This is a genomic window from Camelimonas abortus, assembly GCF_042432745.1.
Classification (GTDB): Bacteria; Pseudomonadota; Alphaproteobacteria; order Rhizobiales; family Beijerinckiaceae; genus Camelimonas; species Camelimonas abortus.
The window spans coordinates 2,361,147-2,383,267 of sequence record NZ_JBHLWR010000006.1 but is presented as its reverse complement, the minus strand read 5'-3'; the positions used below and the strand labels follow the sequence as shown (position 1 = coordinate 2,383,267).

18 protein-coding genes are annotated in these 22,121 nt (G+C 68.4%); 16 read left to right on the top strand and 2 right to left on the bottom strand.

What is annotated here, in order from left to right; genetic code table 11:
• The first annotated feature begins 3 nt into the window (after positions 1-3).
• The 6 genes from ACFFJB_RS12570 to lpdA all read left to right on the top strand — a co-directional run bounded on the left by ACFFJB_RS12570 (position 4) and on the right by lpdA (position 9,556).
• Positions 4-618, top strand: coding sequence for a TetR/AcrR family transcriptional regulator (locus ACFFJB_RS12570; protein WP_376831690.1), 615 nt, complete (start codon positions 4-6; stop codon positions 616-618).
• A 779-nt stretch (positions 619-1,397) separates the two neighbouring features.
• Positions 1,398-2,597 (top strand): ADP-forming succinate--CoA ligase subunit beta, encoded by a 1,200-nt coding sequence (sucC, locus tag ACFFJB_RS12565; protein WP_376831688.1) that lies wholly within the window; start codon positions 1,398-1,400, stop codon positions 2,595-2,597.
• Positions 2,597-3,481 (top strand): succinate--CoA ligase subunit alpha, encoded by an 885-nt coding sequence (gene sucD / locus ACFFJB_RS12560; RefSeq protein ID WP_376831686.1) that lies wholly within the window; start codon positions 2,597-2,599, stop codon positions 3,479-3,481. Before sucC ends, sucD begins: the two co-directional genes overlap by 1 nt.
• A 214-nt stretch (positions 3,482-3,695) precedes the next feature.
• The gene (locus ACFFJB_RS12555) at positions 3,696-6,656 is read left to right on the top strand and encodes a 2-oxoglutarate dehydrogenase E1 component (protein ID WP_376831684.1); all 2,961 of its coding nucleotides are present in this window, start codon (positions 3,696-3,698) and stop codon (positions 6,654-6,656) included.
• A gap of 212 nt (positions 6,657-6,868) precedes the next feature.
• On the top strand, positions 6,869-8,086 hold the full coding sequence (gene odhB, locus ACFFJB_RS12550) for a 2-oxoglutarate dehydrogenase complex dihydrolipoyllysine-residue succinyltransferase (RefSeq protein ID WP_376831682.1): 1,218 nt from the start codon (positions 6,869-6,871) through the stop codon (positions 8,084-8,086).
• A 69-nt stretch (positions 8,087-8,155) separates the two neighbouring features.
• On the top strand, positions 8,156-9,556 hold the full coding sequence (lpdA, locus tag ACFFJB_RS12545) for a dihydrolipoyl dehydrogenase (RefSeq protein ID WP_376831680.1): 1,401 nt from the start codon (positions 8,156-8,158) through the stop codon (positions 9,554-9,556).
• Between the two features lie 122 nt (positions 9,557-9,678).
• Here lpdA and ACFFJB_RS12540 read toward each other — a convergent pair whose 3' ends face one another.
• Positions 9,679-10,608, bottom strand: a complete 930-nt coding sequence (locus ACFFJB_RS12540; RefSeq protein WP_376831678.1) for a tyrosine recombinase XerC — start codon at positions 10,606-10,608, stop codon at positions 9,679-9,681.
• 95 nt (positions 10,609-10,703) lie between these two features.
• Here ACFFJB_RS12540 and ACFFJB_RS12535 point away from each other — a divergent pair, with 95 nt between their 5' ends.
• From ACFFJB_RS12535 to ACFFJB_RS12490, 10 genes are all read left to right on the top strand, one after another.
• Positions 10,704-12,929 carry a primosomal protein N' gene (locus ACFFJB_RS12535; protein ID WP_376831676.1) on the top strand — a complete coding sequence of 742 codons (2,226 nt, stop codon included), beginning with the start codon at positions 10,704-10,706 and terminating at the stop codon, positions 12,927-12,929.
• 360 nt (positions 12,930-13,289) lie between these two features.
• Entirely contained in the window at positions 13,290-13,865 is a 576-nt protein-coding gene (locus tag ACFFJB_RS12530; protein ID WP_376831674.1) for a F0F1 ATP synthase subunit delta, read from the top strand.
• Positions 13,865-15,394: a F0F1 ATP synthase subunit alpha gene (atpA, locus tag ACFFJB_RS12525; RefSeq protein ID WP_376831672.1), complete on the top strand. Its 1,530-nt coding sequence runs from the start codon at positions 13,865-13,867 to the stop codon at positions 15,392-15,394. The genes ACFFJB_RS12530 and atpA overlap by 1 nt, the downstream gene beginning before the upstream one ends.
• A gap of 17 nt (positions 15,395-15,411) precedes the next feature.
• Positions 15,412-16,293, top strand: coding sequence for a F0F1 ATP synthase subunit gamma (locus tag ACFFJB_RS12520; protein ID WP_376831670.1), 882 nt, complete (start codon positions 15,412-15,414; stop codon positions 16,291-16,293).
• Positions 16,294-16,430: 137 nt separating this feature from the next.
• Positions 16,431-17,870 (top strand): F0F1 ATP synthase subunit beta, encoded by a 1,440-nt coding sequence (atpD, locus tag ACFFJB_RS12515; RefSeq protein WP_376831667.1) that lies wholly within the window; start codon positions 16,431-16,433, stop codon positions 17,868-17,870.
• Positions 17,871-17,996: 126 nt separating this feature from the next.
• Entirely contained in the window at positions 17,997-18,398 is a 402-nt protein-coding gene (locus ACFFJB_RS12510; RefSeq protein WP_376831666.1) for a F0F1 ATP synthase subunit epsilon, read from the top strand.
• A 144-nt stretch (positions 18,399-18,542) separates the two neighbouring features.
• The gene (locus ACFFJB_RS12505; RefSeq protein WP_376831665.1) at positions 18,543-19,298 is read left to right on the top strand and encodes a heme ABC transporter permease; all 756 of its coding nucleotides are present in this window, start codon (positions 18,543-18,545) and stop codon (positions 19,296-19,298) included.
• On the top strand, positions 19,298-19,486 hold the full coding sequence (gene ccmD / locus ACFFJB_RS12500) for a heme exporter protein CcmD (RefSeq protein WP_376831664.1): 189 nt from the start codon (positions 19,298-19,300) through the stop codon (positions 19,484-19,486). Before ACFFJB_RS12505 ends, ccmD begins: the two co-directional genes overlap by 1 nt.
• Complete coding sequence (locus ACFFJB_RS12495) at positions 19,483-20,070, top strand: DsbE family thiol:disulfide interchange protein (RefSeq protein ID WP_376831663.1); 588 nt, start codon at positions 19,483-19,485, stop codon at positions 20,068-20,070. Before ccmD ends, ACFFJB_RS12495 begins: the two co-directional genes overlap by 4 nt.
• A 16-nt stretch (positions 20,071-20,086) precedes the next feature.
• The gene (locus ACFFJB_RS12490) at positions 20,087-21,433 is read left to right on the top strand and encodes an adenylate/guanylate cyclase domain-containing protein (protein WP_376831662.1); all 1,347 of its coding nucleotides are present in this window, start codon (positions 20,087-20,089) and stop codon (positions 21,431-21,433) included.
• On the opposite strand, the gene ACFFJB_RS12485 is transcribed toward ACFFJB_RS12490, so the two are convergent.
• Positions 21,423-22,082, bottom strand: a complete 660-nt coding sequence (locus ACFFJB_RS12485) for a septation protein A (protein WP_376831661.1) — start codon at positions 22,080-22,082, stop codon at positions 21,423-21,425. The genes ACFFJB_RS12490 and ACFFJB_RS12485 overlap by 11 nt on opposite strands.
• Positions 22,083-22,121 lie beyond the last annotated feature (39 nt).

The window sequence follows — 22,121 nt, the reverse complement described above, 5'->3', positions numbered from 1 at the left end:
GTCATGACGCCGCCGCCAGCCACGCCGGGAGCCGACCCACGCAACCGTCTGCTGGCGATCGCTGGCGAACATCTGCGGCGTTCCGGAAAGACGCGCGTGCGGCTGGTCGCCGTCGCCGAAGAAGCCGGCATGACCCACGCCAACGTCTACCGCTATTTCGCATCCCGGGAGGAGCTGCTGGACGCGGTGGCGGCGCTGGCGCTGAAGCCGGTGGAGCGGCTGCTTGCCGATCTTTCCGGCGCTCCGGACCCGGCGGATGACAAGCTTGAACGGATGATCTTCGCGCTGGCGCGCGGCTACCGCGACCTGCTCGACCGGGACCGCGAAGCCTTCATGCTGTTCGCGGACGCGGTGCGGGAGAATCGCGCCGTCGCCCGCCGGCATCTCGGGCGGGTTCGCCGGGCGTTTACGGAAGCGTTCGAGGACGGCATTTCCGAAGAACTGTTCGCCGTAAGCGATCGTGAGGCCGGCCTTGCCTTTCTCGTCGACGCGCTGCACCGCTTTATTCACCCGGTTTCGGTGGCGCAGGACGCGGACCGGCCGCGGAGCGTGATTGACGGGCGCCTGAAATCGGTGGCCGCGGTAGTGATGCGGGCGCTGCGCGGCGGTCTGGTCTGACAAATTACAATTTCTGTAATTTGTAACATGCGGGGCCATGGTCCGGTCCCGCCGGGTTCCGGAGCCGATTTTTGAAATTCTTTATCAATTTCAATCGATTGTGACAACGCCCAGCCGTTTCGCTCTTGCGCCGCTTCCGGTGAGGGCGTCCCTTCAGCGTTGAAAAACTGGAAAAATTCGCGTTACCGGAAACGGAACGTCCGCATGTCGGCTCTGGCCGGCGCCGTGGACCGCAGGCGTGGGGCGCTTCGGCGGCCGTTCCGTCGCCCGGTTTGCGCCCGGGCGCGGCCGATGGCGATGACACGCAGCCGGTCCTGCGCTATTCGACACGGGCTGATGCTTCCGGCCGGCTCCCTCCATCATCTGGAGGGCGACGGCGGGGAGGTCAGGACAGGCGATGCGCCGGACGGCGGGCGGGCCGGAGTTCCAGGCCTGCCCGGCGACTGGCGGCGTCGCATGCGCTCCGGGCGATCCGGAGCGGATGTTGCGACTGGCGCGGCTGCTTGCCGGCGAACCGGGCCGGGCGTGTTGTCGCCCGGCCTTGTGGCGTTGTCGAAGCACGCCGCGTCCGGCGCACCATCGGACCTGGGTCCGGGTGGCGCGCGGCGCCGGCCCGCCAGGCGACGCCTGGCCGCTGGCGCATCGCGCGCGGACGGCGCCCTGTGCGCCGTCCGGACCGGAACGGCGCCCTGATGGGGCCCGGAACCCGGTTGCATGGCCTTCATCCGGGCCGCTGCAATCACCACGGAAGCCCCATCGGGCATAGAGGGACGCTTCGTATGAATATCCACGAGTACCAGGCCAAGGCCGTCATCAAGGAGTTCGGCGCGCCGGTCTCCCGCGGCAAGGCGATTTTCTCCGCTGATGAAGCCGAAGCCGCTGCGCGTGAGCTCGGCGGTCCGTTGTGGGTCGTGAAGAGCCAGATCCATGCCGGCGGTCGCGGCAAGGGCAGGTTCAAGGAGGCTTCCGCCGGCGACAAGGGCGGCGTGCGCCTCGCCACCTCGGTCGAGCAGGTCCGCGAGTACGCCCAGCAGATGCTCGGCGCCACCCTCGTGACTGTGCAGACCGGCGAGGCCGGCAAGCAGGTGAACCGCCTCTACATCGAGGACGGCTCCGACATCGAGAAGGAGTTCTACCTCTCGATGCTGGTCGACCGCAGCACCGGCCGCATCGCCTTCGTGGTCTCCACCGAGGGCGGCATGGACATCGAGCAGGTCGCCCATGACACCCCCGAGAAGATCGTCACCTTCTCGGTCGATCCGGCCACCGGCATCATGCCGCATCACGGCCGCCGCGTCGCCAGGGCCCTGAACCTGACCGGCGACCTCGCCAGACAGGCGGGCAAGCTGGTGGAGTCGCTCTACGCCGCCTTCACCGCCAAGGACATGTCCCTGCTGGAGATCAACCCGCTGATCGTCACCAAGCAGGGCGAGCTGAAGTGCCTCGACGCCAAGGTCAGCTTCGACGGCAACGCGCTCTACCGGCATCCGGACATCATGGAGCTGCGTGACCTCACCGAGGAAGACCCGAAGGAAATTGAGGCCTCCAAGTACGACCTCGCCTATATCGCGCTGGACGGCACCATCGGCTGCATGGTCAACGGCGCCGGCCTCGCCATGGCCACCCTCGACATCATCAAGCTCTACGGCGAGGAGCCGGCCAACTTCCTGGACGTTGGCGGCGGCGCGTCGGAGGAGAAGGTGACCGCAGCGTTCAAGATCATCACCGCTGATCCGAACGTGAAGGGCATCCTCATCAACATCTTCGGCGGCATCATGAAGTGCGACGTCATCGCGCGCGGCGTCATCGCCGCGGTGAAGGCCGTCGGCCTCAAGGTTCCGCTGGTCGTGCGCCTCGAGGGCACGAACGTTGAGGAAGGCAAGAGGATTATCCGTGAGTCGGGTCTCAACGTGATTCCGGCGGACGATCTTGACGATGCGGCCCAGAAGATCGTGAAGGCCGTGAGGGAGCAGGGCTGATGGCCATTCTGATTGACAAGAACACCCGGATCCTGACCCAGGGCTTCACCGGCAAGACGGGCACCTTCCACTCCGAGCAGGCGATCGCCTACGGCGCGACCCTCGTCGGCGGCACCGCGCCGGGCAAGGGCGGCTCCACCCATCTGGGCCTGCCGGTGTTCGACACCGTCGCCGAGGCCGTTGAGAAGACCGGCGCCAACGCCAGCGTCGTCTACGTGCCGCCGCCGGGCGCCGCGGACGCCATCTGCGAGGCGATCGACGCCGGGATCCCGCTGATCGTCTGCATCACCGAGGGCATTCCGGTGCTCGACATGGTGCGCGTGAAGCGCGCCCTCGAGGGTTCGAATTCGCGCCTGATCGGCCCGAACTGCCCCGGCATCGTCACCGCCGGCGAGTCGAAGATCGGCATCATGCCGGGCAACATCTTCAAGCCCGGCAGCGTCGGCATCGTCTCCCGCTCCGGCACGCTGACCTATGAGGCGGTGTTCCAGACCTCCAACGAGGGGCTCGGCCAGACCACCGCCGTGGGCATCGGCGGCGACCCGGTGAAGGGCACCGAATTCATCGACGTGCTCGAGATGTTCCTCGCCGACCCCAAGACCGAGTCGATCGTCATGATCGGCGAGATCGGCGGCTCGGCCGAGGAGGAAGCGGCCCAGTTCATCAAGGACGAGGCCAGGCGCGGCCGCAAGAAGCCGATGGTCGGCTTCATCGCCGGCCGCACCGCTCCGCCCGGCCGCCGCATGGGCCACGCCGGCGCCATCATCTCCGGCGGCAAGGGCGGCGCCGAGGACAAGATCGAGGCCATGGAGTCCGCCGGCATCCGCGTGTCGCCGTCGCCGGCCCGCATCGGCAAGACCCTGGTTGAGGTCCTGAAGGGCTGACCAGCCCGGCAAGACTGGCGGCGATGACCATATCGTCGCCAGTTTTGGGGTTCAGTAACCCCATGGGGTTACGCTCCAGACTCGGCGAACCGGCCAGCGGCTGGCCGGTTCGCGCTCCGCATCCCGGACCGGAGGGACGCGGACAGGGACCGCGAGGTTCTGATGGCGCCACGCTGGCGTGGCGGCAGGTGCGTTCCGGCAGGGACAGACAGTTATGGCGCGACAGGACGACAACGCTCTTTTTGCCGATACGGCTTTTCTCTACGGAGGAAACGCCGCCTATCTTGAGCAGCTCCAGGCCAGGTACGAGAACGACCCGGCTTCCGTGGACGCCGAGTGGCGGGAGTTTTTCGGCAGGCTGAAGGACGATGCGTCCCTCGTGCGCAAGAACGCGGCGGGCGCGTCGTGGCGCCGGCCGGACTGGCCGGTGACCGGCGGCGGCGAGCTGGTGTCCGCCCTCGACGGCGACTGGCCGGCTGAAAAACAGGTTTCCGACAGGCTGCGCCAGAAGGCCCAGGAGAAGGGCGTGGAGCTCTCGGACGCCTCCGTGGCCCAGGCCACCCGCGACAGCGTCCGCGCCATCATGATGATCCGCGCCTACCGCATGCGCGGCCACCTGCACGCGGATCTCGACCCGCTGAAGCTGGCGCCGCGCGGCGATCACATCGAGCTGCATCCCTCGTCGTACGGCTTCGATGAATCCGATTACGACCGCAAGATCTTCATCGACAACGTGCTCGGCCTGGAGTTCGCGACGCTCCGCGAGATGCTGGAGATCCTGCGGCGCACGTACTGCCAGACCATCGGCTTCGAGTTCATGCACATCTCCGATCCGGCCGAGAAGGCCTGGATCCAGGAGCGCATCGAGGGGCCGGACAAGGAAGTCACCTTCACGCCGGAAGGCAAGCGCGCCATCCTCAACAAGCTCATTGAGGCTGAAGGCTTCGAGAAGTTCCTCGACCTCAAGTACACAGGCACCAAGCGCTTCGGCCTCGACGGCGGCGAGTCGATCATTCCGGCGCTGGAGCAGGTCATCAAGCGCGGCGGCGCCCTCGGCGTGCGCGAGATTTCGCTGGGCATGGCGCACCGCGGCCGCCTGAACGTACTCGCCCAGGTGATGGGCAAGCCCCACCGCGCCATTTTCCACGAGTTCAAGGGCGGTTCCTTCAAGCCGGACGACGTCGAGGGCTCGGGCGACGTGAAGTATCACCTCGGCGCTTCGTCGGACCGGGTGTTCGACGGCAACCAGGTGCACCTGTCGCTGGCGGCCAATCCGTCGCACCTCGAAATCGTCGACCCGGTGGTGCTCGGCAAGGTGCGCGCCAAGCAGGACCAGCTTGACGACCGCGTCGAGCGCTCCAGGGCGCTTCCGCTGCTGATCCATGGCGACGCGGCCTTCGCGGGCCAGGGCGTGGTGGCGGAGTGCTTCGGCCTCTCGGGCCTGAAGGGGCACCGCACCGGCGGCTCCCTCCACTTCATCATCAACAACCAGATCGGCTTCACCACCAATCCTCGCTTCTCGCGTTCGTCGCCCTATCCGTCCGACGTCGCGAAGATGGTGGAGGCGCCGGTCTTCCACTGCAATGGCGACGACCCGGAGGCCGTGGTGTTCGCGGCCAAGGTGGCCACCGAATTCCGGCAGCGCTTCCACAAGCCGGTCGTCGTCGACATGTTCTGCTACCGGCGGTTCGGGCACAACGAGGGCGACGAGCCCAGCTTCACCCAGCCGCTGATGTACAAGGCGATCCGCAACCACAAGACGACGCTGGACATCTACGCCGAGAAGCTGATTGCGGAAGGCGTGGTCACCCGCGAGCAGGTTGAGGAGCGCAAGGCCCAGTGGCGCGCCCATCTCGACGCCGAGTTCGAGGCGGCGCAGACCTACAAGCCCAACAAGGCTGACTGGCTCGACGGCCGCTGGTCCGGCATGAAGGCGGTGCGCGAGGACAGCGACGATCCCCGTCGCGGCCACACCGGCGTCGCCATCGAAACCCTGAAGCAGATCGGGGAGCGCATCACCCAGCTGCCGAAGGACTTTACGCCGCACCGCACCATCGTCCGCTTCCTCGAGAACCGCCGCAAGGCGATCGAGAGCGGCGAGGGCATCGACTGGGCCACCGCCGAGGCGCTGGCCTTCGGCTCGCTGCTGCTCGAGGGCCATCCGGTGCGCCTGTCCGGCCAGGACGTGGAGCGCGGCACCTTCTCGCAGCGCCATTCGGTGATCATCGACCAGGAGACCGAGCGTCGCTACAAGCCGCTCAACAACCTGGGCGAGGGCCAGGCGCGCTATGAGGTCGTCAACTCCATGCTGTCGGAGGAGGCGGTCCTTGGCTTCGAATACGGCTACTCGCTGGCCGAGCCCAACGCGCTGGTGATGTGGGAGGCCCAGTTCGGCGACTTCGCCAACGGCGCCCAGGTGGTCGTCGACCAGTTCATCTCGTCCGGCGAGCGCAAGTGGCTGCGCATGTCCGGCCTGGTGATGCTGTTGCCGCACGGTTATGAAGGCCAGGGGCCGGAGCACTCCTCGGCCCGCCTTGAGCGCTATCTCCAGCTGTGCGCCGAAGACAACATGCAGGTGGCCAACTGCTCCACGCCGGCCAGCTACTTCCACATCCTGCGCCGCCAGCTGAAGCGCGACTTCCGCAAGCCGCTGGTGCTGATGACGCCGAAGTCGCTGCTGCGCCACAAGCGCTGCGTGTCGTCCCTGGCCGAGATGGCGGAAGGCTCCACCTTCCACCGCATCCTCCATGACGACGCCGAGCGATATCCGGAGAGGAACGCCATCCGTCTGGTGAAGGACGAGCGCATCCGCAGGGTGATCGTCTGCACCGGCAAGGTTTATTATGACCTGCTGGAGGAGCGCGAAAAGCGCGGCGTCGACGACATCTATCTGCTGCGCGCCGAGCAGCTCTATCCGTTCCCGGTGAAGTCGGTGACCAGCGTCGTCAGCCGCTTCCCGAACGCCGAGCTGGTGTGGTGCCAGGAGGAGCCGAAGAACATGGGCGCCTGGACCTTCGTCCAGCCGTACCTTGAGTGGGTGCTGGAGCACTGCAACGCTCCGGTGAAGCGGCCGCGTTATGTCGGCCGTCCGGCGGCCGCGTCGCCTGCCGTTGGCCAGATGTCCAAGCATCTCGCCCAGCTGCAGGCGTTCCTCGACGACGCCTTCGCGTCCTGACCGGACGACGCGTCGTCCGTTGCGACGGCGCGTCCCGGGGATGTCGCGACGCCGCTGCGGGGCAGGACGCGGGTTCTGCTCCGGAACGGACGACGAAACTGGCGGCATGGGGCGGGAGACCCGATGCCCGATCCGAAATCTGACCGCGCCTGTCCTGGTCTGGTCGCATGGCGAGACGGCGGGCGGGTCGCTGAGAGAAAGACCGACTGATCATGGCGACCGAAATTCGCGTTCCAACCCTCGGCGAGTCGGTGACCGAAGCCACCATCGGCCGCTGGTTCAAGAAGCCCGGCGACGCGGTGACGGCTGACGAGGCGCTGTGCGAGCTCGAGACCGACAAGGTGACGCTCGAGGTGAACGCGCCGGCTTCAGGCGTTCTCGCCGAGATCGCCGCCCAGGAAGGCGAAACCGTCGCCCCCGGCGCCCTGCTTGGCATGATCGCGGAAGGCGCCGCCGCCGCTGCTTCCGCGCCCGCCCCGGCGAAGGCTCCTGCGCCTGCGCCGCAGCCGGCGCTTGCTCCGGCCCCCGCCGCCCAGCCGGCGGCGCATGGCCCGGCCGTGGCCCGCATCGCTGCGGAGACGGGCGTCAATCCGGCGTCGGTGCCCGGCGCCGGCAAGGATGGCCGCGTCACCAAGGGAGACATGCTGGAAGCGGTGAGCCGCCTGTCCGCCGCGCCGGCGCAGCCGGCCGGTCCGGCCGCCGTCCGCGCTCCGTCCGCGCCGGACGACTCCGCCCGCGAGGAGCGCGTGCGCATGACGCGCCTGCGCCAGACCATCGCCCGCCGTCTGAAGGAAGCCCAGCAGACCGCCGCCATGCTGACGACGTTCAACGACGTCGACATGACCGCGGTGATGGAGCTGCGCGCCCAGTACAAGGACGCCTTCGAGAAGAAGCATGGCGTTAAGCTCGGCTTCATGGGCTTCTTCGTGAAGGCCGCGGTGCAGGCGCTGAAGGAGATTCCGTCGGTCAACGCCGAGATCGACGGCGAGGACATCATCTACAAGAACTACTACCACATCGGCGTGGCCGTCGGCACGGACAAGGGCCTTGTCGTGCCGGTGGTGCGCGACGCCGACATGCTGTCGATCGCCGAGATCGAGAAGAAGATCGCCGACTTCGGCCGCCGCGCCCGTGACGGCCAGCTGAAGATCGAGGAGATGCAGGGCGGCACCTTCACCATCTCCAACGGCGGCATCTACGGCTCGCTGATGTCGACGCCGATCCTGAACGCGCCGCAGTCGGCCATTCTCGGCATGCACCGCATCGAGCAGCGCCCGGTCGTTTACAAGGGCCAGATCGTCGCCCGGCCGATGATGTATCTGGCGGTCAGCTACGACCACCGCATCATCGACGGCAAGGAGGCGGTCACCTTCCTCGTGCGCATCAAGGAAAATCTCGAGGATCCGGCCCGTCTGGTCCTCGATCTCTGAGCGTCACGCGCAAGTTGCGTCCTGCCTCCGGCGGGACGCGTCCGTTCACGCAGTTCCGAGAGAAGCACAATGAGCTACGATCTCGTCGTCATCGGTTCCGGCCCGGCCGGTTACGTCTGCGCCATTCGCGCGGCCCAGCTGGGGCTCAAGACGGCGGTGATTGAAAAGCGCAAGACGTTCGGCGGCACCTGCCTCAACGTCGGCTGCATCCCGTCCAAGGCGCTGCTGCACGCGTCCGAGGTGTTCGAAGAAGCCGGCCACGGCATGGCCGCCCTCGGCGTGAAGGTGGGCGAGCCTGAGCTCGACCTGGCGCAGATGATGGCGCACAAGTCCGAGACCGTCTCGGCCAACGTGAACGGCGTGTCCTTCCTGTTCAAGAAGAACCGGATCGACAGCTATATCGGGACCGGCCGGGTGCTGGGCGCCGGCAAGGTCGAGGTCACCGGCGCGGACGGCGCGACGCAGGTTCTTGAAACCCGCAACATCGTCATCGCCACCGGATCGGACGTCATGCCGCTGCGTGGCGTGGAGATCGACGAGAGGCGCATCGTCTCCTCCACCGGCGCGCTGGAGCTGGAGCAGGTGCCCGGCAAGCTGGTGGTGATCGGCGCCGGCGTCATCGGCCTCGAACTCGGCTCTGTGTGGCGCCGTCTTGGCGCTGAAGTGGAGGTTGTCGAGTTCCTCGACCGCATCCTGCCCGGCATGGACGGCGAGGTGGCCAGGCAGGCCCAGCGCCTGTTCGAGAAGCAGGGCATGGCTTTCCGCCTTGGCGCCAGGGTCACCGGGGCTGTCGCTTCCGGTGACGGCGTCACGCTGACCGTTGAGCCTGCGGCGGGCGGCGAGGCCGAGACCATCTCCGCCGACGTGGTGCTGGTCGCCATCGGCCGCCGCCCCTACACCGAAGGCCTTGGCCTGCAGGAGGCGGGCGTCGCCCTCGACGGGCGCGGCCGCGTCGTCATCGACTCCCGCTACCAGACCACCGTTCCGGGCATTTTCGCCATCGGCGACGTGGTGGCCGGCCCCATGCTCGCCCACAAGGGCGAGGATGAGGGCGTGGCGCTGGCCGAGCTGCTCGCCGGCAAGGCCGGCCATGTGAACTACGACGTCATCCCCGCGGTGGTGTACACCCGGCCGGAGATCGCCTCGGTCGGCAAGACCGAGGAGGAGCTCAAGGCCGCGGGCGTCGTCTACAACGTCGGCAAGTTTCCCTTCACCGCCAACGGTCGCGCCCGCGCCAGCCGCGCCACCGACGGTTTCGTCAAGATTCTGGCGGACCAGGCCACGGACCGGGTGCTTGGCGTCCACATCATCGGCGCCAATGCCGGCGAGATGATCCACGAGGCGGTGGTGCTGATGGAGTTCGGCGGTTCGGCCGAGGATCTGGCCCGCTCCACCCACGCCCATCCGACCCTGTCGGAGGCCGTGCGCGAGGCGGCCCTGGCGGTCGACAGGCGCGCCCTGCACATCTGACCGTCGCCTGCCGCGCCGCCCGCCTGGGCGCCGGCGCCGGAGTGACGCCCGGGACCGGAAGCCCCTTCGCTGGCGCGGAGGGGCTTTTCCGTCAGCGCGGCTGCGGCCGCGTCCGCCGGCGCTCATGCCCGCGGATGCGCCTGCCGGTAGGCGTCGAGAAGGCGGACGGCGTCGATCTTCGCATACCCCTGGGTCGTGGACAGGGAAGCGTGGCCGAGCAGCTCCTGGATGCTGCGCAGGTCCGCGCCGCCGCCCAGCAGGTGGGTGGCGAAGGAGTGGCGCAGCGCGTGCGGCGTGGCGCTGTCCGGCAGGTTGAGCGCGCCCCGCAGCTGCTGCATGGCCAGCTGGATGACGCGGGGCGAGAGCGGCCCGCCGCGCACGCCAACGAACAGGGGCCCGTCGTCCGGCAGTGGCCAGGGGCACTGCCTGATGTATGCGGCCACCAGAGCCGCGGCCTGCGGCAGCACGGGAGCGGTTCGCGTCTTGCGCCCCTTGCCGGTCACCGTCACGGAATCAACGCCGGGCACGGGCGCGTCGCGCCGTTTCAGCGACAGCGCCTCGCTGATGCGCAGGCCGCTGCCATAGAGCAGGGCGAGCACCGCCGCGTCGCGGGTGAGCGCCCATTCCGGCCGGTCGTCCCCGGCCCGTGATTCGGGGCGCGTCACGGCGACCGCGGCGCTCGCCGTCAGCGGCCGGGGCAGGTTGCGGTTGAGCCGGGGCCCGCGCACCGCCGAAATGGCGCTCAGCGTCGCAAGGTTCTCCCGTTCGCAGAAGCGGGCGAAGGAACGGATGGCCGAGAGCTGGCGCATCAGCGTGCGGTTGTCGACGCCGTCACGCCGCCGGGCCGAAAGAAAGGCGCGCAGGTCAGGCGGGCGCAGCCGCGCCAGCGCCGGCAGGGTTGGCGGCGCGCCCAGATGCATGGTGAGGAAACCGAGAAACTGCCGCAGGTCCCGGCCGTACGCTTCCAGCGTCAACGGCGAGAGCCGGCGCACGCTGGCCTGATGCTCCAGCCAGCGCTGGAACGCCTCCTGTACGTCGCCCGACATGATCATGGCCGGATGTCTCCTCTCGCCGCCGGCGCGCCGCATCGCCCGCAGGGGCGAATCGATGCTATCTGGACCGGATGAGCGCATCATCCGGCAATTTGATGAACGGGACGTCGCCAGCGGCCGGAGCCGGGACGCGGCGGCAGATCGTCGACGTGCTCGCGCCCCTCGCCCTCGACGCAGTCTGGTCCTATTACGCGCCGGCCGGCGACGCCCTGGCTGAAGGCGACGTGGTGCGCATTCCCTTCGGCGCGCGCGAGGCGTGGGGCGTGGTCTGGAGCGTGTGGCCGCCCGATGCGCCGCCGCCGGAGCGGCGGCTGAAAACCGTTCTCGGCCGGATTGACGTTCCGCCCCTGCCTGCGGGGCTGCGCCGGCTGCTGGACTGGGTGGCCCGCTACACGCTGGCGCCGCGCGGCCAGGTGCTGCGGCTGGCGATCCGCGCGCCGGAGCGGGTTCCGCCGGAGCCGCCGCGCGTCGGCGTCGTGCTTACCGGCAGGACGCCGGCCCGCATGACCGCGGCGCGAAAAAAGGCGCTGGAGGCGATGGCTGGCCGCGCGATCATGGACCGGCGCGAGCTGGCGAAGGCGGCGGGCGTCAGCGCCACGGTGATCAGCGGCCTCATCGACGACGGTTCGCTGGCGACCGCGCCCATGCCCGAGCTGCAGGCGCCGCGGCCGGACCCGGATCACGCGCCGGCGCAGCTGTCCGGCGCCCAGGCCGCAGCCGCCGAGGCGCTGCGCGCCGCGGTGCGCGACAACGCTTTCTCGGTGACCCTGCTGCAGGGCGTTACCGGCTCGGGCAAGACCGAGACCTATTTTGAGGCGGTGGCCGAAGCCTTGCGCCACGGCCGGCAGGCGCTGGTCATGTTGCCGGAGATCGCCCTGACGGCGCAGTTTCTCGACCGTTTCGCCGCCCGCTTCGGCGTTCGCCCGGCCGAATGGCACTCGGCGCTGACGCCCCGCCAGCGCGAACGCACCCTCGCGGGCGTGGCGAACGGGGACGTGCGCGTGGTCGCCGGGGCGCGCTCGGCCCTGTTCCTGCCCTACGCCAGCCTTGGCCTCATCGTCGTGGATGAGGAGCACGAGGCGGCCTACAAGCAGGAGGACGGCGTTCACTATCACGCCCGCGACATGGCGGTGGTGCGCGGTCGGATCGAAGGGTTTCCGGTGGTGCTCGCTTCGGCGACGCCGTCGCTGGAGAGCCTCGTGAACGCGGAGCGCGGCCGCTACCGGCTGCTGCAGCTGCCGGAGCGTTTCGGCCAGCGCGTGATGCCCGGGCTCAGCGTCGTGGACCTGCGTCGTCATGCGCCGCCGCGCGGAAAATGGGTTTCGGAGCCGCTGCTGGCGGCGGCGCGCGAGACGCTGGAGCGCGGCGAGCAGGTGCTTTTTTATCTCAACCGTCGCGGTTACGCCCCGGTGACGGTCTGCCGCTCATGCGGCCACCGGGCCGGTTGCCCCAACTGCTCGACGACGCTGGTCGAGCACCGCTTCCGCCGGGCGCTGATGTGTCACCACTGCGGCCATGTGGAGCGCCGGCCGGACGCATGCCCTGCGTGCGGCGAGGTCGATTCGCTGGTCCCCGCCGGCCCCGGCGTGGAGCGGCTGGCGGAGGAGGTCGCCGGCTATTTCCCGGGCGTTCCCATCGTCACCCTGTCCAGCGATCTCGCCGGCGGGACCGCCCGTATCCGTGAGGAGCTGGCGGCCGTCGCCGAGGGGCGGGTCCAGATCGTGGTCGGCACCCAGCTCATCTCCAAGGGCCACAATTTCCCGCAGCTCACCCTGGTCGGCGTGGTGGACGCCGACGTGGGGCTCGCCTCCGGCGATCCGCGCGGCGCCGAGCGCACCTTCCAGATGCTCCAGCAGGTGACCGGCCGCGCCGGCCGCGGCGACCGGCCGGGGCGGGCCATCCTGCAGACGCACCAGCCCGACCACCCGGTGATGACCGCCCTGCTTTCCGGAGACGCCGGACGGTTCTACCGGGAGGAGATGGCGCTGCGGCAGGCGGCGGGGCTGGCGCCGTTCGGGCGGCTGGCCGCGATCATCGTCGCCGGTCCGGACCGCAACGAAGCCGAGGCGCACGCCCGCGCCCTCGCCCGCGCCGCCCACGCCCTTTCCGCTTCCCGCACGGGGGACGGCGACATTCTCACCCTGGGGCCGGCCGAGGCGCCGCTCGCTGTGGTGCGGGGGCTGCATCGCTTCCGGCTGCTGTTCAAATGCGACCGGGGCGTCGACCTGCAGGGGTTCCTGCGCCGCATGCTGGCCCAGGCGCCGCCGCCGTCATCGCGCGTGCGGGTGACTGTCGACATTGATCCACAGAGCTTCCACTGAAAGCGGCGGTCGCGACGACCGGCCGGGTTGACGGCGCCGCCCGGAAAAGCCTGACTTCCGGCGTTACGGAGGCGCTGAATCACCATCGTCGCCCGCTGTCGCCCCGCGCAGCGCGCGGACGCGTTGCGCCAGACGCAATCTGGTTCGCCGCGGCCATGCGAAAATTGGGCGTAAACGTGACGCTCCTGCGACGTTGAAGCGTCTGCAGGCGGTTGCGCGTCCATAGTCACCATGATAGGTGACCTGCCAACGGGTCGCTGAAAACGCCTCCCGCTCCCTGTCCATGTGCTCGCGCGATGCGGCGCGTCACGCAAGGTGACGCTGCGCGTGCGAACGTGAGCCTGAAAGTGAGACGCCGACGTGGCCGAACAGCCTTCATTGACAGGTCCGATTTCAGGGGTCGCAGCCCGTTACGCCTCCGCCTTGCTTGAAACGGCGGCCGAGGCTGGCGCGGCGGCGATCGATCAGGTTGAAGCTGACCTCAGCCGATTCGACGCCCTGGTGAAGGAGAGCGCCGACCTGCAGCGCCTCGTCCGGAGTCCGGTGTTTTCGGCGGACGAGCAACTTGCGGCTGTCACCGCGATCCTTGATCGGTCCGGCATTAGCGGTCTTGCCGCCAATTTTCTGAAACTCGTCGCATCCCGTCGCCGGCTGTTCGCAGTCCAGCAGATGATTGCGGCGTACAAGGCGATGGTCGCAGCCCGCAAGGGCGTGGTCCGCGCTGACGTGACGCTGGCGAGCCAGCCCTCCGACCAGGTCATCGCCGACCTGAAGCAGGCGCTGCGCGATGTCGCCGGCGGCGATGTCGACCTGCATGTGAAAATCGACCCGTCGATCATCGGCGGGATTATCGTCAGGCTTGGCAGCCGGATGCTGGACGCCAGCCTGCGTAGCAAACTCAATTCGATCCGTCTCGCGATGAAAGAGGTCGGCTGATGGACATTCGGGCCGCAGAAATTTCCGCCATTTTGAAAGAGCAGATCAAGAACTTCGGTCGCGAGGCTGAGGTCTCCGAGGTCGGCCAGGTTCTGTCCGTCGGCGACGGCATCGCCCGCTGCTATGGCCTGGACAAGGTGCAGGCCGGCGAGATGGTCGAGTTCGAATCCGGCGTGCGCGGCATGGCGCTCAACCTTGAGAGCGACAACGTCGGCGTCGTGGTGTTCGGCAACGACCGCGAGATCGCCGAAGGCCAGACCGTGAAGCGCACCGGCGACATCGTCAGCGTGCCGGTCGGCAAGGGTCTGCTCGGCCGCGTCGTCGACGCCCTCGGCAACCCGATCGACGGCAAGGGTCCCATCCAGGCGACCGAGTTCCGTCAGGTCGACGTCAAGGCCCCGGGCATCATTCCGCGCAAGTCGGTGCATGAGCCGATGGCGACCGGCCTGAAGGCCATCGACGCGCTGATCCCGATCGGCCGCGGCCAGCGCGAGCTGATCATCGGCGACCGCCAGACCGGCAAGACCGCCATCGCGCTCGACACCATCCTCAACCAGAAGCCGCTCAACCAGGGCGACGACGAGTCGAAGAAGCTGTACTGCGTCTACGTCGCCGTGGGCCAGAAGCGTTCGACCGTCGCCCAGTTCGTGAAGGTGCTGGAGGAGAACGGCGCGCTCGAGTACTCGATCATCGTCGCGGCCACCGCTTCTGATCCGGCCCCGATGCAGTTCCTGGCGCCGTTCTCCGGCTGCGCCATGGGCGAGTACTTCCGCGACAACGGCATGCACGCCGTGATCGTGTACGACGACCTCTCCAAGCAGGCCGTCGCCTACCGCCAGATGTCGCTGCTGCTGCGCCGTCCGCCGGGCCGTGAAGCCTATCCGGGCGACGTGTTCTACCTGCACTCCCGCCTGCTCGAGCGCGCCGCCAAGATGAACGACGAGAACGGCGCGGGCTCGCTCACCGCCCTGCCGGTCATCGAGACCCAGGCCAACGACGTGTCGGCCTACATCCCGACGAACGTCATCTCGATCACCGACGGCCAGATCTTCCTTGAGACCGACCTGTTCTTCCAGGGCATCCGCCCGGCGGTGAACGTGGGTCTGTCGGTGTCGCGCGTGGGCTCCTCGGCCCAGACCAAGGCGATGAAGAAGGTCGCCGGCAAGATCAAGGGCGAGCTGGCGCAGTACCGCGAAATGGCGGCCTTCGCCCAGTTCGGCTCGGATCTCGACGCCACCACCCAGCGCCTGCTGAACCGCGGCGCCCGCCTGACCGAGCTGCTGAAGCAGCCGCAGTTCGCTCCGCTCAAGATGGAGGAGCAGGTCGCGGTCATCTACGCCGGCGTGAACGGCTATCTGGACCCGCTGCCGCTGTCGCGCGTCCGGGAGTTTGAGGAGACGCTGCTCGGCGCCCTGCGCGGCAAGCATGCGGACATTCTCGAGGCCATCCGCGTCACCAGTGACCTGAGCGACGAGGTCGCCGCGAAGCTTCAGGCCGTCGTCGAAGACGTGGCCCGGACCTTCGCCTGATTTGAAGGGCGCCAGGCATGGCCTCGCTGAAGGATCTCCGCAATCGAATCGCCTCGGTGAAGGCGACGCAGAAAATCACCAAGGCCATGCAGATGGTCGCGGCGGCGAAGCTCCGCCGCGCCCAGAGCGCGGCCGAGGCTGCGCGTCCGTTCGCCGAACGCATGGGGCAGGTGCTCGGCAATCTCGCCGCGGGCGTCGCCGGTCAGCCGGGGGCGCCGCGGCTTCTGGCCGGCACCGGCTCGGACAGGGTTCACCTCCTCGTGGTCTGCACGGGCGAGCGCGGCCTTGCCGGCGCGTTCAACTCGTCGATCGTGCGCCGCGCCCGTGAAGACGCACAGCGGCTCATCGCCGAGGGCAAGACGGTGAAGCTCCTGCTGGTCGGCAAGAAGGGCCATGACGCCCTGCGCCGCCAGTTCGAGGGTCATATCGTTGACTTCGTCGAGCTGCGCGGCGTCAAGGAGCTGACCTGGGACGTCGCCGACGGCATCGGTCGCAAGGTGCTCGACCTGTTCAACGCCGGCGAGTTCGACATCGCGACGCTGTACTACGCGCAGTTCCAGTCGGTGATCTCGCAGGTCCCGACCGCCCAGCAGATCATTCCGGCGCAGATCCCGCAGGATGGCGGCGCCGATCGCCTCGGCGGCGCGGTCTACGAGTACGAGCCGGGCGAGGAGGAAATCCTCGAGACCCTGCTGCCGCGCAACGTGACCGTGCAGATCCTGCGCGCGCTTCTGGAAAACAACGCGTCGTTCTACGGCGCCCAGATGACCGCCATGGACAACGCCACGCGCAATGCGGGCGAAATGATCCGCAAGCAGACGCTCGTGTACAACCGCACGCGTCAGGCGATGATCACGAAGGAACTGATCGAGATCATCTCCGGCGCGGAGGCGCTCTGAGCGAACTCATCAGGCCGGCGCGCGCCGCTCGGCGGTCGCGGAGCCGGCCAACGTCAATTCCAGTGCGACGCGCGGAGATCCGCAGCGCTCGACAATTCTGAAGGCGAGGCCCGTACGGGCTCGGACGGGAGCTTCCCATGGTTGCAACAACCTCCGCAGGACGCATCACGCAGGTCATTGGCGCCGTCGTCGACGTGCAGTTCGACGGCCACCTGCCGGCCATTCTCAACGCCCTTGAGACCACCAACCGGGGCAACCGCCTTGTGCTTGAGGTCGCTGCGCAGCTCGGCGAGAACACCGTGCGCTGCATCGCCATGGACACGACCGACGGCCTGGTGCGCGGCCAGTCGGTGGTGGACACCGGCAAGCCGATTGAAGTGCCGGTTGGCAACGGCGCGCTCGGCCGCATCATGAACGTGATCGGCGAGCCCGTGGACGAGGCCGGCCCGGTGCAGGCCGAGGCCTACCGCGCCATTCACCAGCCGGCCCCGAGCTACTCCGAGCAGTCGACCGAGGCACAGATCCTCGTCACCGGCATCAAGGTGGTGGACCTGCTCGCTCCTTACGCCCGTGGCGGCAAGATCGGCCTGTTCGGCGGCGCCGGCGTGGGCAAGACCGTGCTCATCCAGGAGCTGATCAACAACATCGCCAAGGCGCACGGCGGCTACTCGGTGTTCGCCGGCGTGGGCGAGCGCACCCGCGAGGGCAACGACCTCTATCACGAGATGATTGAGTCGGGCGTGAACGTCGACCCGCGCAAGAACAACGGTTCGACCGCCGGCTCCAAGTGCGCGCTCGTGTTCGGCCAGATGAACGAGCCTCCGGGCGCCCGCGCCCGCGTGGCCCTCACCGGCCTGACCATCGCCGAGCACTTCCGTGACCAGGGGCAGGACGTGCTGTTCTTCGTGGACAACATCTTCCGCTTCACTCAGGCGGGTTCGGAGATGTCGGCGCTGCTCGGCCGCATCCCGTCGGCCGTGGGTTACCAGCCGACCCTGGCCACGGAGATGGGCGCCCTGCAGGAGCGCATCACCACCACCACCAAGGGTTCGATCACTTCGGTTCAGGCCATTTACGTGCCGGCCGACGACCTGACCGACCCGGCTCCGGCCACCTCCTTCGCCCACCTGGACGCCACCACGGTGCTTTCGCGCAGCATCGCCGAGAAGGGCATCTATCCGGCGGTGGACCCGCTCGACTCCACCTCGCGCATGCTGTCGCCGCTGATCGTCGGCGAGGAGCACTACAACGTCGCCCGCCAGGTGCAGCAGGTGCTGCAGCGCTACAAGGCCCTGCAGGACATCATCGCCATCCTTGGCATGGACGAGCTGTCGGAGGAGGACAAGCTGATCGTGGCCCGCGCCCGCAAGATCGAGCGCTTCCTCAGCCAGCCGTTCCACGTCGCCGAGGTGTTCACCGGCTCGCCCGGCCAGTTCGTGCCGCTTGAGGACACGATCGCCGGCTTCAAGGGCCTGGTCGAGGGCAAGTACGACCACCTGCCGGAGGCCGCCTTCTATATGGTCGGCACCATCGAGCAGGCTGTCGAGAAGGCCAAGAAGCTCGCCGCCGAGGCCTGAGCATGACGGGCCCCGCGACCGCGCGGGGCCTCCCGTCCTGCGGGCGGCGCGTGGCCCGCTGAGACGCTTCTCACTTGCTGTATCGTCTGGCGGGACACGCCAGAAGCCATTTTGGAGCAGCGCCCCATGGCGGAAAATTTCCACTTTGAACTGGTCGCCCCGGAGCGCCTGCTGTTCTCGGGCGAGGTCGAGGCGGTGATCGTGCCGTCGGTCAACGGCGACATCACCGTGCTGGCGAAACATGCTCCGCTGATGGCCGTTCTGAAGCCGGGCGTCATCACTGTCGAGACTCCTGGCAAGGCGCAGGCCATTTTCGTTCGCGGCGGCTTCGCCGACGTTCGTCCGGAAGGGCTCACCATTCTCGCCGAGCAGGCAGTGCCGGTTGAGGAGCTTACCGACGAACTGATCGACGTGGTGATCAAGGAGGCCGAGAAGGCCGTTGACGCCGCCACCGACGACGACCAGCGCCGCATCGCGCTGGAGCGCCTTGGCCAGCTGCAGGAAGTCCGGGGTTTACTGAACAGCTGACCGTTGGGCGGAACGACCGTTTTGACGCAGGCCGGATCCGGGATTTTCTCGCCGATCCGGTATACATGAACCCGGCCGCCGAGGCCGGGTTTTTTCTTGACGGCTTCTCTCGCCGGCGATCCGCAAACGAACGGGCGACAGTCAATGGACATCATGGGATTCGCCAATCCCGCCATTTTCATGCGCTGGAGCGGCAGGGCGCTGCCCTGGCTGGCCGGCGCCGGCGCGGCCATGCTCGCCGCTTCGCTGTGGCTGGCGTTTCGCGCTCCGGCCGATTACCAGCAGGGCGAGACGGTGCGCATCATGTTCGTCCACGTTCCGGCGGCGTGGCTTTCCCTGTTCATCTACGTGCTGATGTCCGCCTCCGCCCTCGGCACGCTCGTGTGGCGCCATCCCCTGGCCGACGTGTCGCAGAAGGCGGCCGCGCCCATCGGCATGGTTTTCACGCTGCTGTGCCTTGTCACCGGCTCAATCTGGGGCAAGCCGATGTGGGGGACATGGTGGGTGTGGGACGCGCGCCTCACCTCGGTGCTGGTGCTGTTTCTGATGTATTGCGGCATTCTCGCCCTGTGGCGGGCGATTGAAGATCCGGCGCGCGCGGCGCGGGCGGCGGCTGTGCTCACGCTCGTGGGCTTCGTCAACGTGCCGGTCATCAAGTTCTCGGTGGACTGGTGGAATACGTTGCACCAGCCCGCCTCCGTGCTGCGGCTCGATGGCCCGGCGCTGCATCCGGCGATGCTCTGGCCGCTGCTGGCGATGGCGGTCTCGCTGACAGTGGTGATGCTGGCCATGCACATGGCGGCCATGCGCACCGAGATTCTGGCGCGACGCGTGCGTGCGCGGCGCATCATGCTGCTCGACCGGCTCGCCCGGCGGAATGCGGCGGCGGGAGGACGCTGATGGCGGGGGGAACAGATCCATATCTCGGCTATGTGGCCGCAGCCTACGGGGCGGCGTTTCTGGCGCTGGGCGGCCTCACGCTGTGGCTGGCGATATCCGCGCGGGCCGTGCGCCGCGAGGCCGCCGCGCTGGAGGAGCAGATCGCGCGGGCGGGCCTTGCGCGCGCCGGCACGGAGAGCGGGACATGAGCGGTGAAGCCGGCCGGCGCGGCGGCGGGCGCGCCCTGCTGTTCATTCCTCTTGTCGCCTTCCTGTGTCTCGCCGTGTTTCTCGGCCTGCGGCTGCTGTCCGGGCGGGATCCGTCGGTGGTTCCGTCCGCCCTTGTCGGCAGGCCGGCGCCGGCGCTTCAGCTGCCGCCTCTCGAGGCGGACGGCCGGCCGCTGCGGCCCGCGCCCAGTGCGGCGCTGCTCCGCGATGGCAAGGTTTCGGTGATAAATTTCTGGGCGTCGTGGTGCGCGCCATGCCGCCTGGAGCATCCGCTGCTGATGGAGCTGGCGCGGCGGGGGGACGTTCAGGTCGTCGGGGTGAACTACAAGGACGCGGCGGAGAACGCGCGCCGGTTTCTTGGCCAGCTGGGGGACCCTTTCGTCGCCATCGGCGTCGACCGGCAGGGGGCGGCGGCCATTGAATGGGGCGTGTACGGCGTACCGGAGACGTTCATCGTCGACAGCGCCGGGGTGGTGCGTCATCGCCACGTCGGGCCGCTGACCGCGGAGGCGCTCGCCGGCTCCTTCGGCAGGGCGCTGCAGGAGGCCGCAACGCCGCGGAAATGACGGGGTGGGGCAGGGCATGGCGAGACTGGCGCATTCTGAAGGGCGGGAGCTGCTCCGGCAGGCTGATCTCGACGCCGAGCGTCAGGTCAGCTATGTGCGCATCGCCACCGCCACGCTGCTGTACCTGCTGATCCGGCTCCTCGCCGATCCCGAGGATTTCACCGCGCAGTCATCCGCCGCCATGCTGCGTACGGCGGAGGCGACGCTGGCGCTGCTGTTCCTCTCCGGCGTGGCGGCCCTTGCGCTGGTGTGGAGCGGCATGTGGCGGGCGTGGATGACTTACCTCACCGTCACGCTGGATACCGTGGTGGTGCTCGCCAATCTCGCCATCACCGCCGCCTTCACGCCGCTGAGCGGCGATTTCATCAGCGCCTATCCGGCGGCCGCCGCCATCCCGCTGGTGCTCATGACCTCGACCGTGCGCATGCGGCCGGAGGTGCAGGCGTACTGCGCGCTGCTGATCCTCGCCGGCGTCCTGCTGATTGCGCTGGGCAACGGCCACCTGACCTATGAGGAGCGCAAGAAAATCGTCGGGCCGCTGGCGGCCATGTTCGGCGAAAACGCCAACGCCACGCGTCTGCTGATTCTCGCCGGCATGGGCGGCGTCACCTGGGTGGCTGCGGTGCGCGGCCGCAACCAGCTGCTGCGCGCCGTCGATGAAACCCGGCGACGCCTGAACCTTGGCCGTTACCTGCCGTCGGAGCTGTCGCACATCCTCGCCACCAGCAGCATGGACGAGCTGAAAAAAGGCAGCCGTCGCAACGTCGGCCTGATGTTCGTCGACATCCGCAACTCCACCGCCATGGAGGAAAGCCTCGACGCGCCGACCCTGAGCGTGATGATCAATGACTTCCGGGAGCGCCTGACGCGAATCGCCCAGAAGCACGACGTCATCATCGACAAGTTCATCGGCGACGGAGCCCTGCTGGTCTCAGGCATCCTTGAAACGCGTCCCGACGACGCCAGGCGGATTGTCGAGTGCGGCAAGGAGATCCTGCTCGCCATCCATGAATGGTCGCGTCGGCGCGAGGCGCAGGGAGCCCCGCCGGTGCGCGTCGGCGTCGGCGTTCACTACGGCGAGGCTTTCGTCGGCGCCGTCGGCAACGACGACCGGCTGGAATTCACGGTGCTGGGCGACGCCGTCAATGTCGCCGCCCGTCTCGAGCAGATGACCAAGACCGCCGGCACGCCCATGCTGGTTTCCGGCGACGCGCTCGCCGCCGCCGGTCTGGCCGGCGAAGAGTCGGCGGCGGAATACCGGTTCGTCGGCACGCAGCTGCTGCGCGGCCGCACCGAGCCGGTGCCGGTCTACGCGCCTGCCGTGGCTGACCGGATCGTCGGCCCGGCGCCGGTCACTCAATGAGCGAGCCGCTGTCTTTCTGCGGTTCGCTCTCACCTTCCGGGAGGGCGTAACGGATCAGGAGCGGCGTCTGGGCGAGAGCGAACAGCAGGGTGAGCGGCATGATGCCGAACACCTTGAAATTCACCCAGGCGTCAGTAGAGAAGTTGCGCCAGACAATCTCGTTCAGAAGCGCGAGCACGAGGAAAAACACGCCCCAGCGCAGGGTGAGCCTGCGCCAGCCCTCGTCGGTCATGCGGATCATCGTGTCCAGCGCCACGTGCAGCAGCGACCGGCCGCAGGCCAGCCCGCCCAGCAGCGTCACGCCGAACAGGCCGTTCACGATGGTCGGCTTCAGCTTGATGAAGTGGTCGTCGCGCAGCGCCAGGGTCAGTCCGCCGAACACCAGCACCACCACGGCGGAGACCAGCGGCATCAGCGGCAGTTTGCGCACCAGGGCGTAGTGTATCGCCAGCGCGGCGACGGTCGCCGCCATGAACACGGCCGTGGCGACGAAAATGCCCGCCTGTTGCGGCGCCAGGGCCGGCGCGGCTGCGCCAGGCAGCGGCGCGAAAAGCTGGGGGCGCGCGTTGGCGAGGAAAAACGCGCCAAGCGGCCCGAGCTCAAGAACAAATTTCACCAGAGGCGAGATGGGGCGGGCAGGGGCAGGCACGTCAGGTCGCTCCTTGGCGTGAGGGGGGCCGGAACCGCC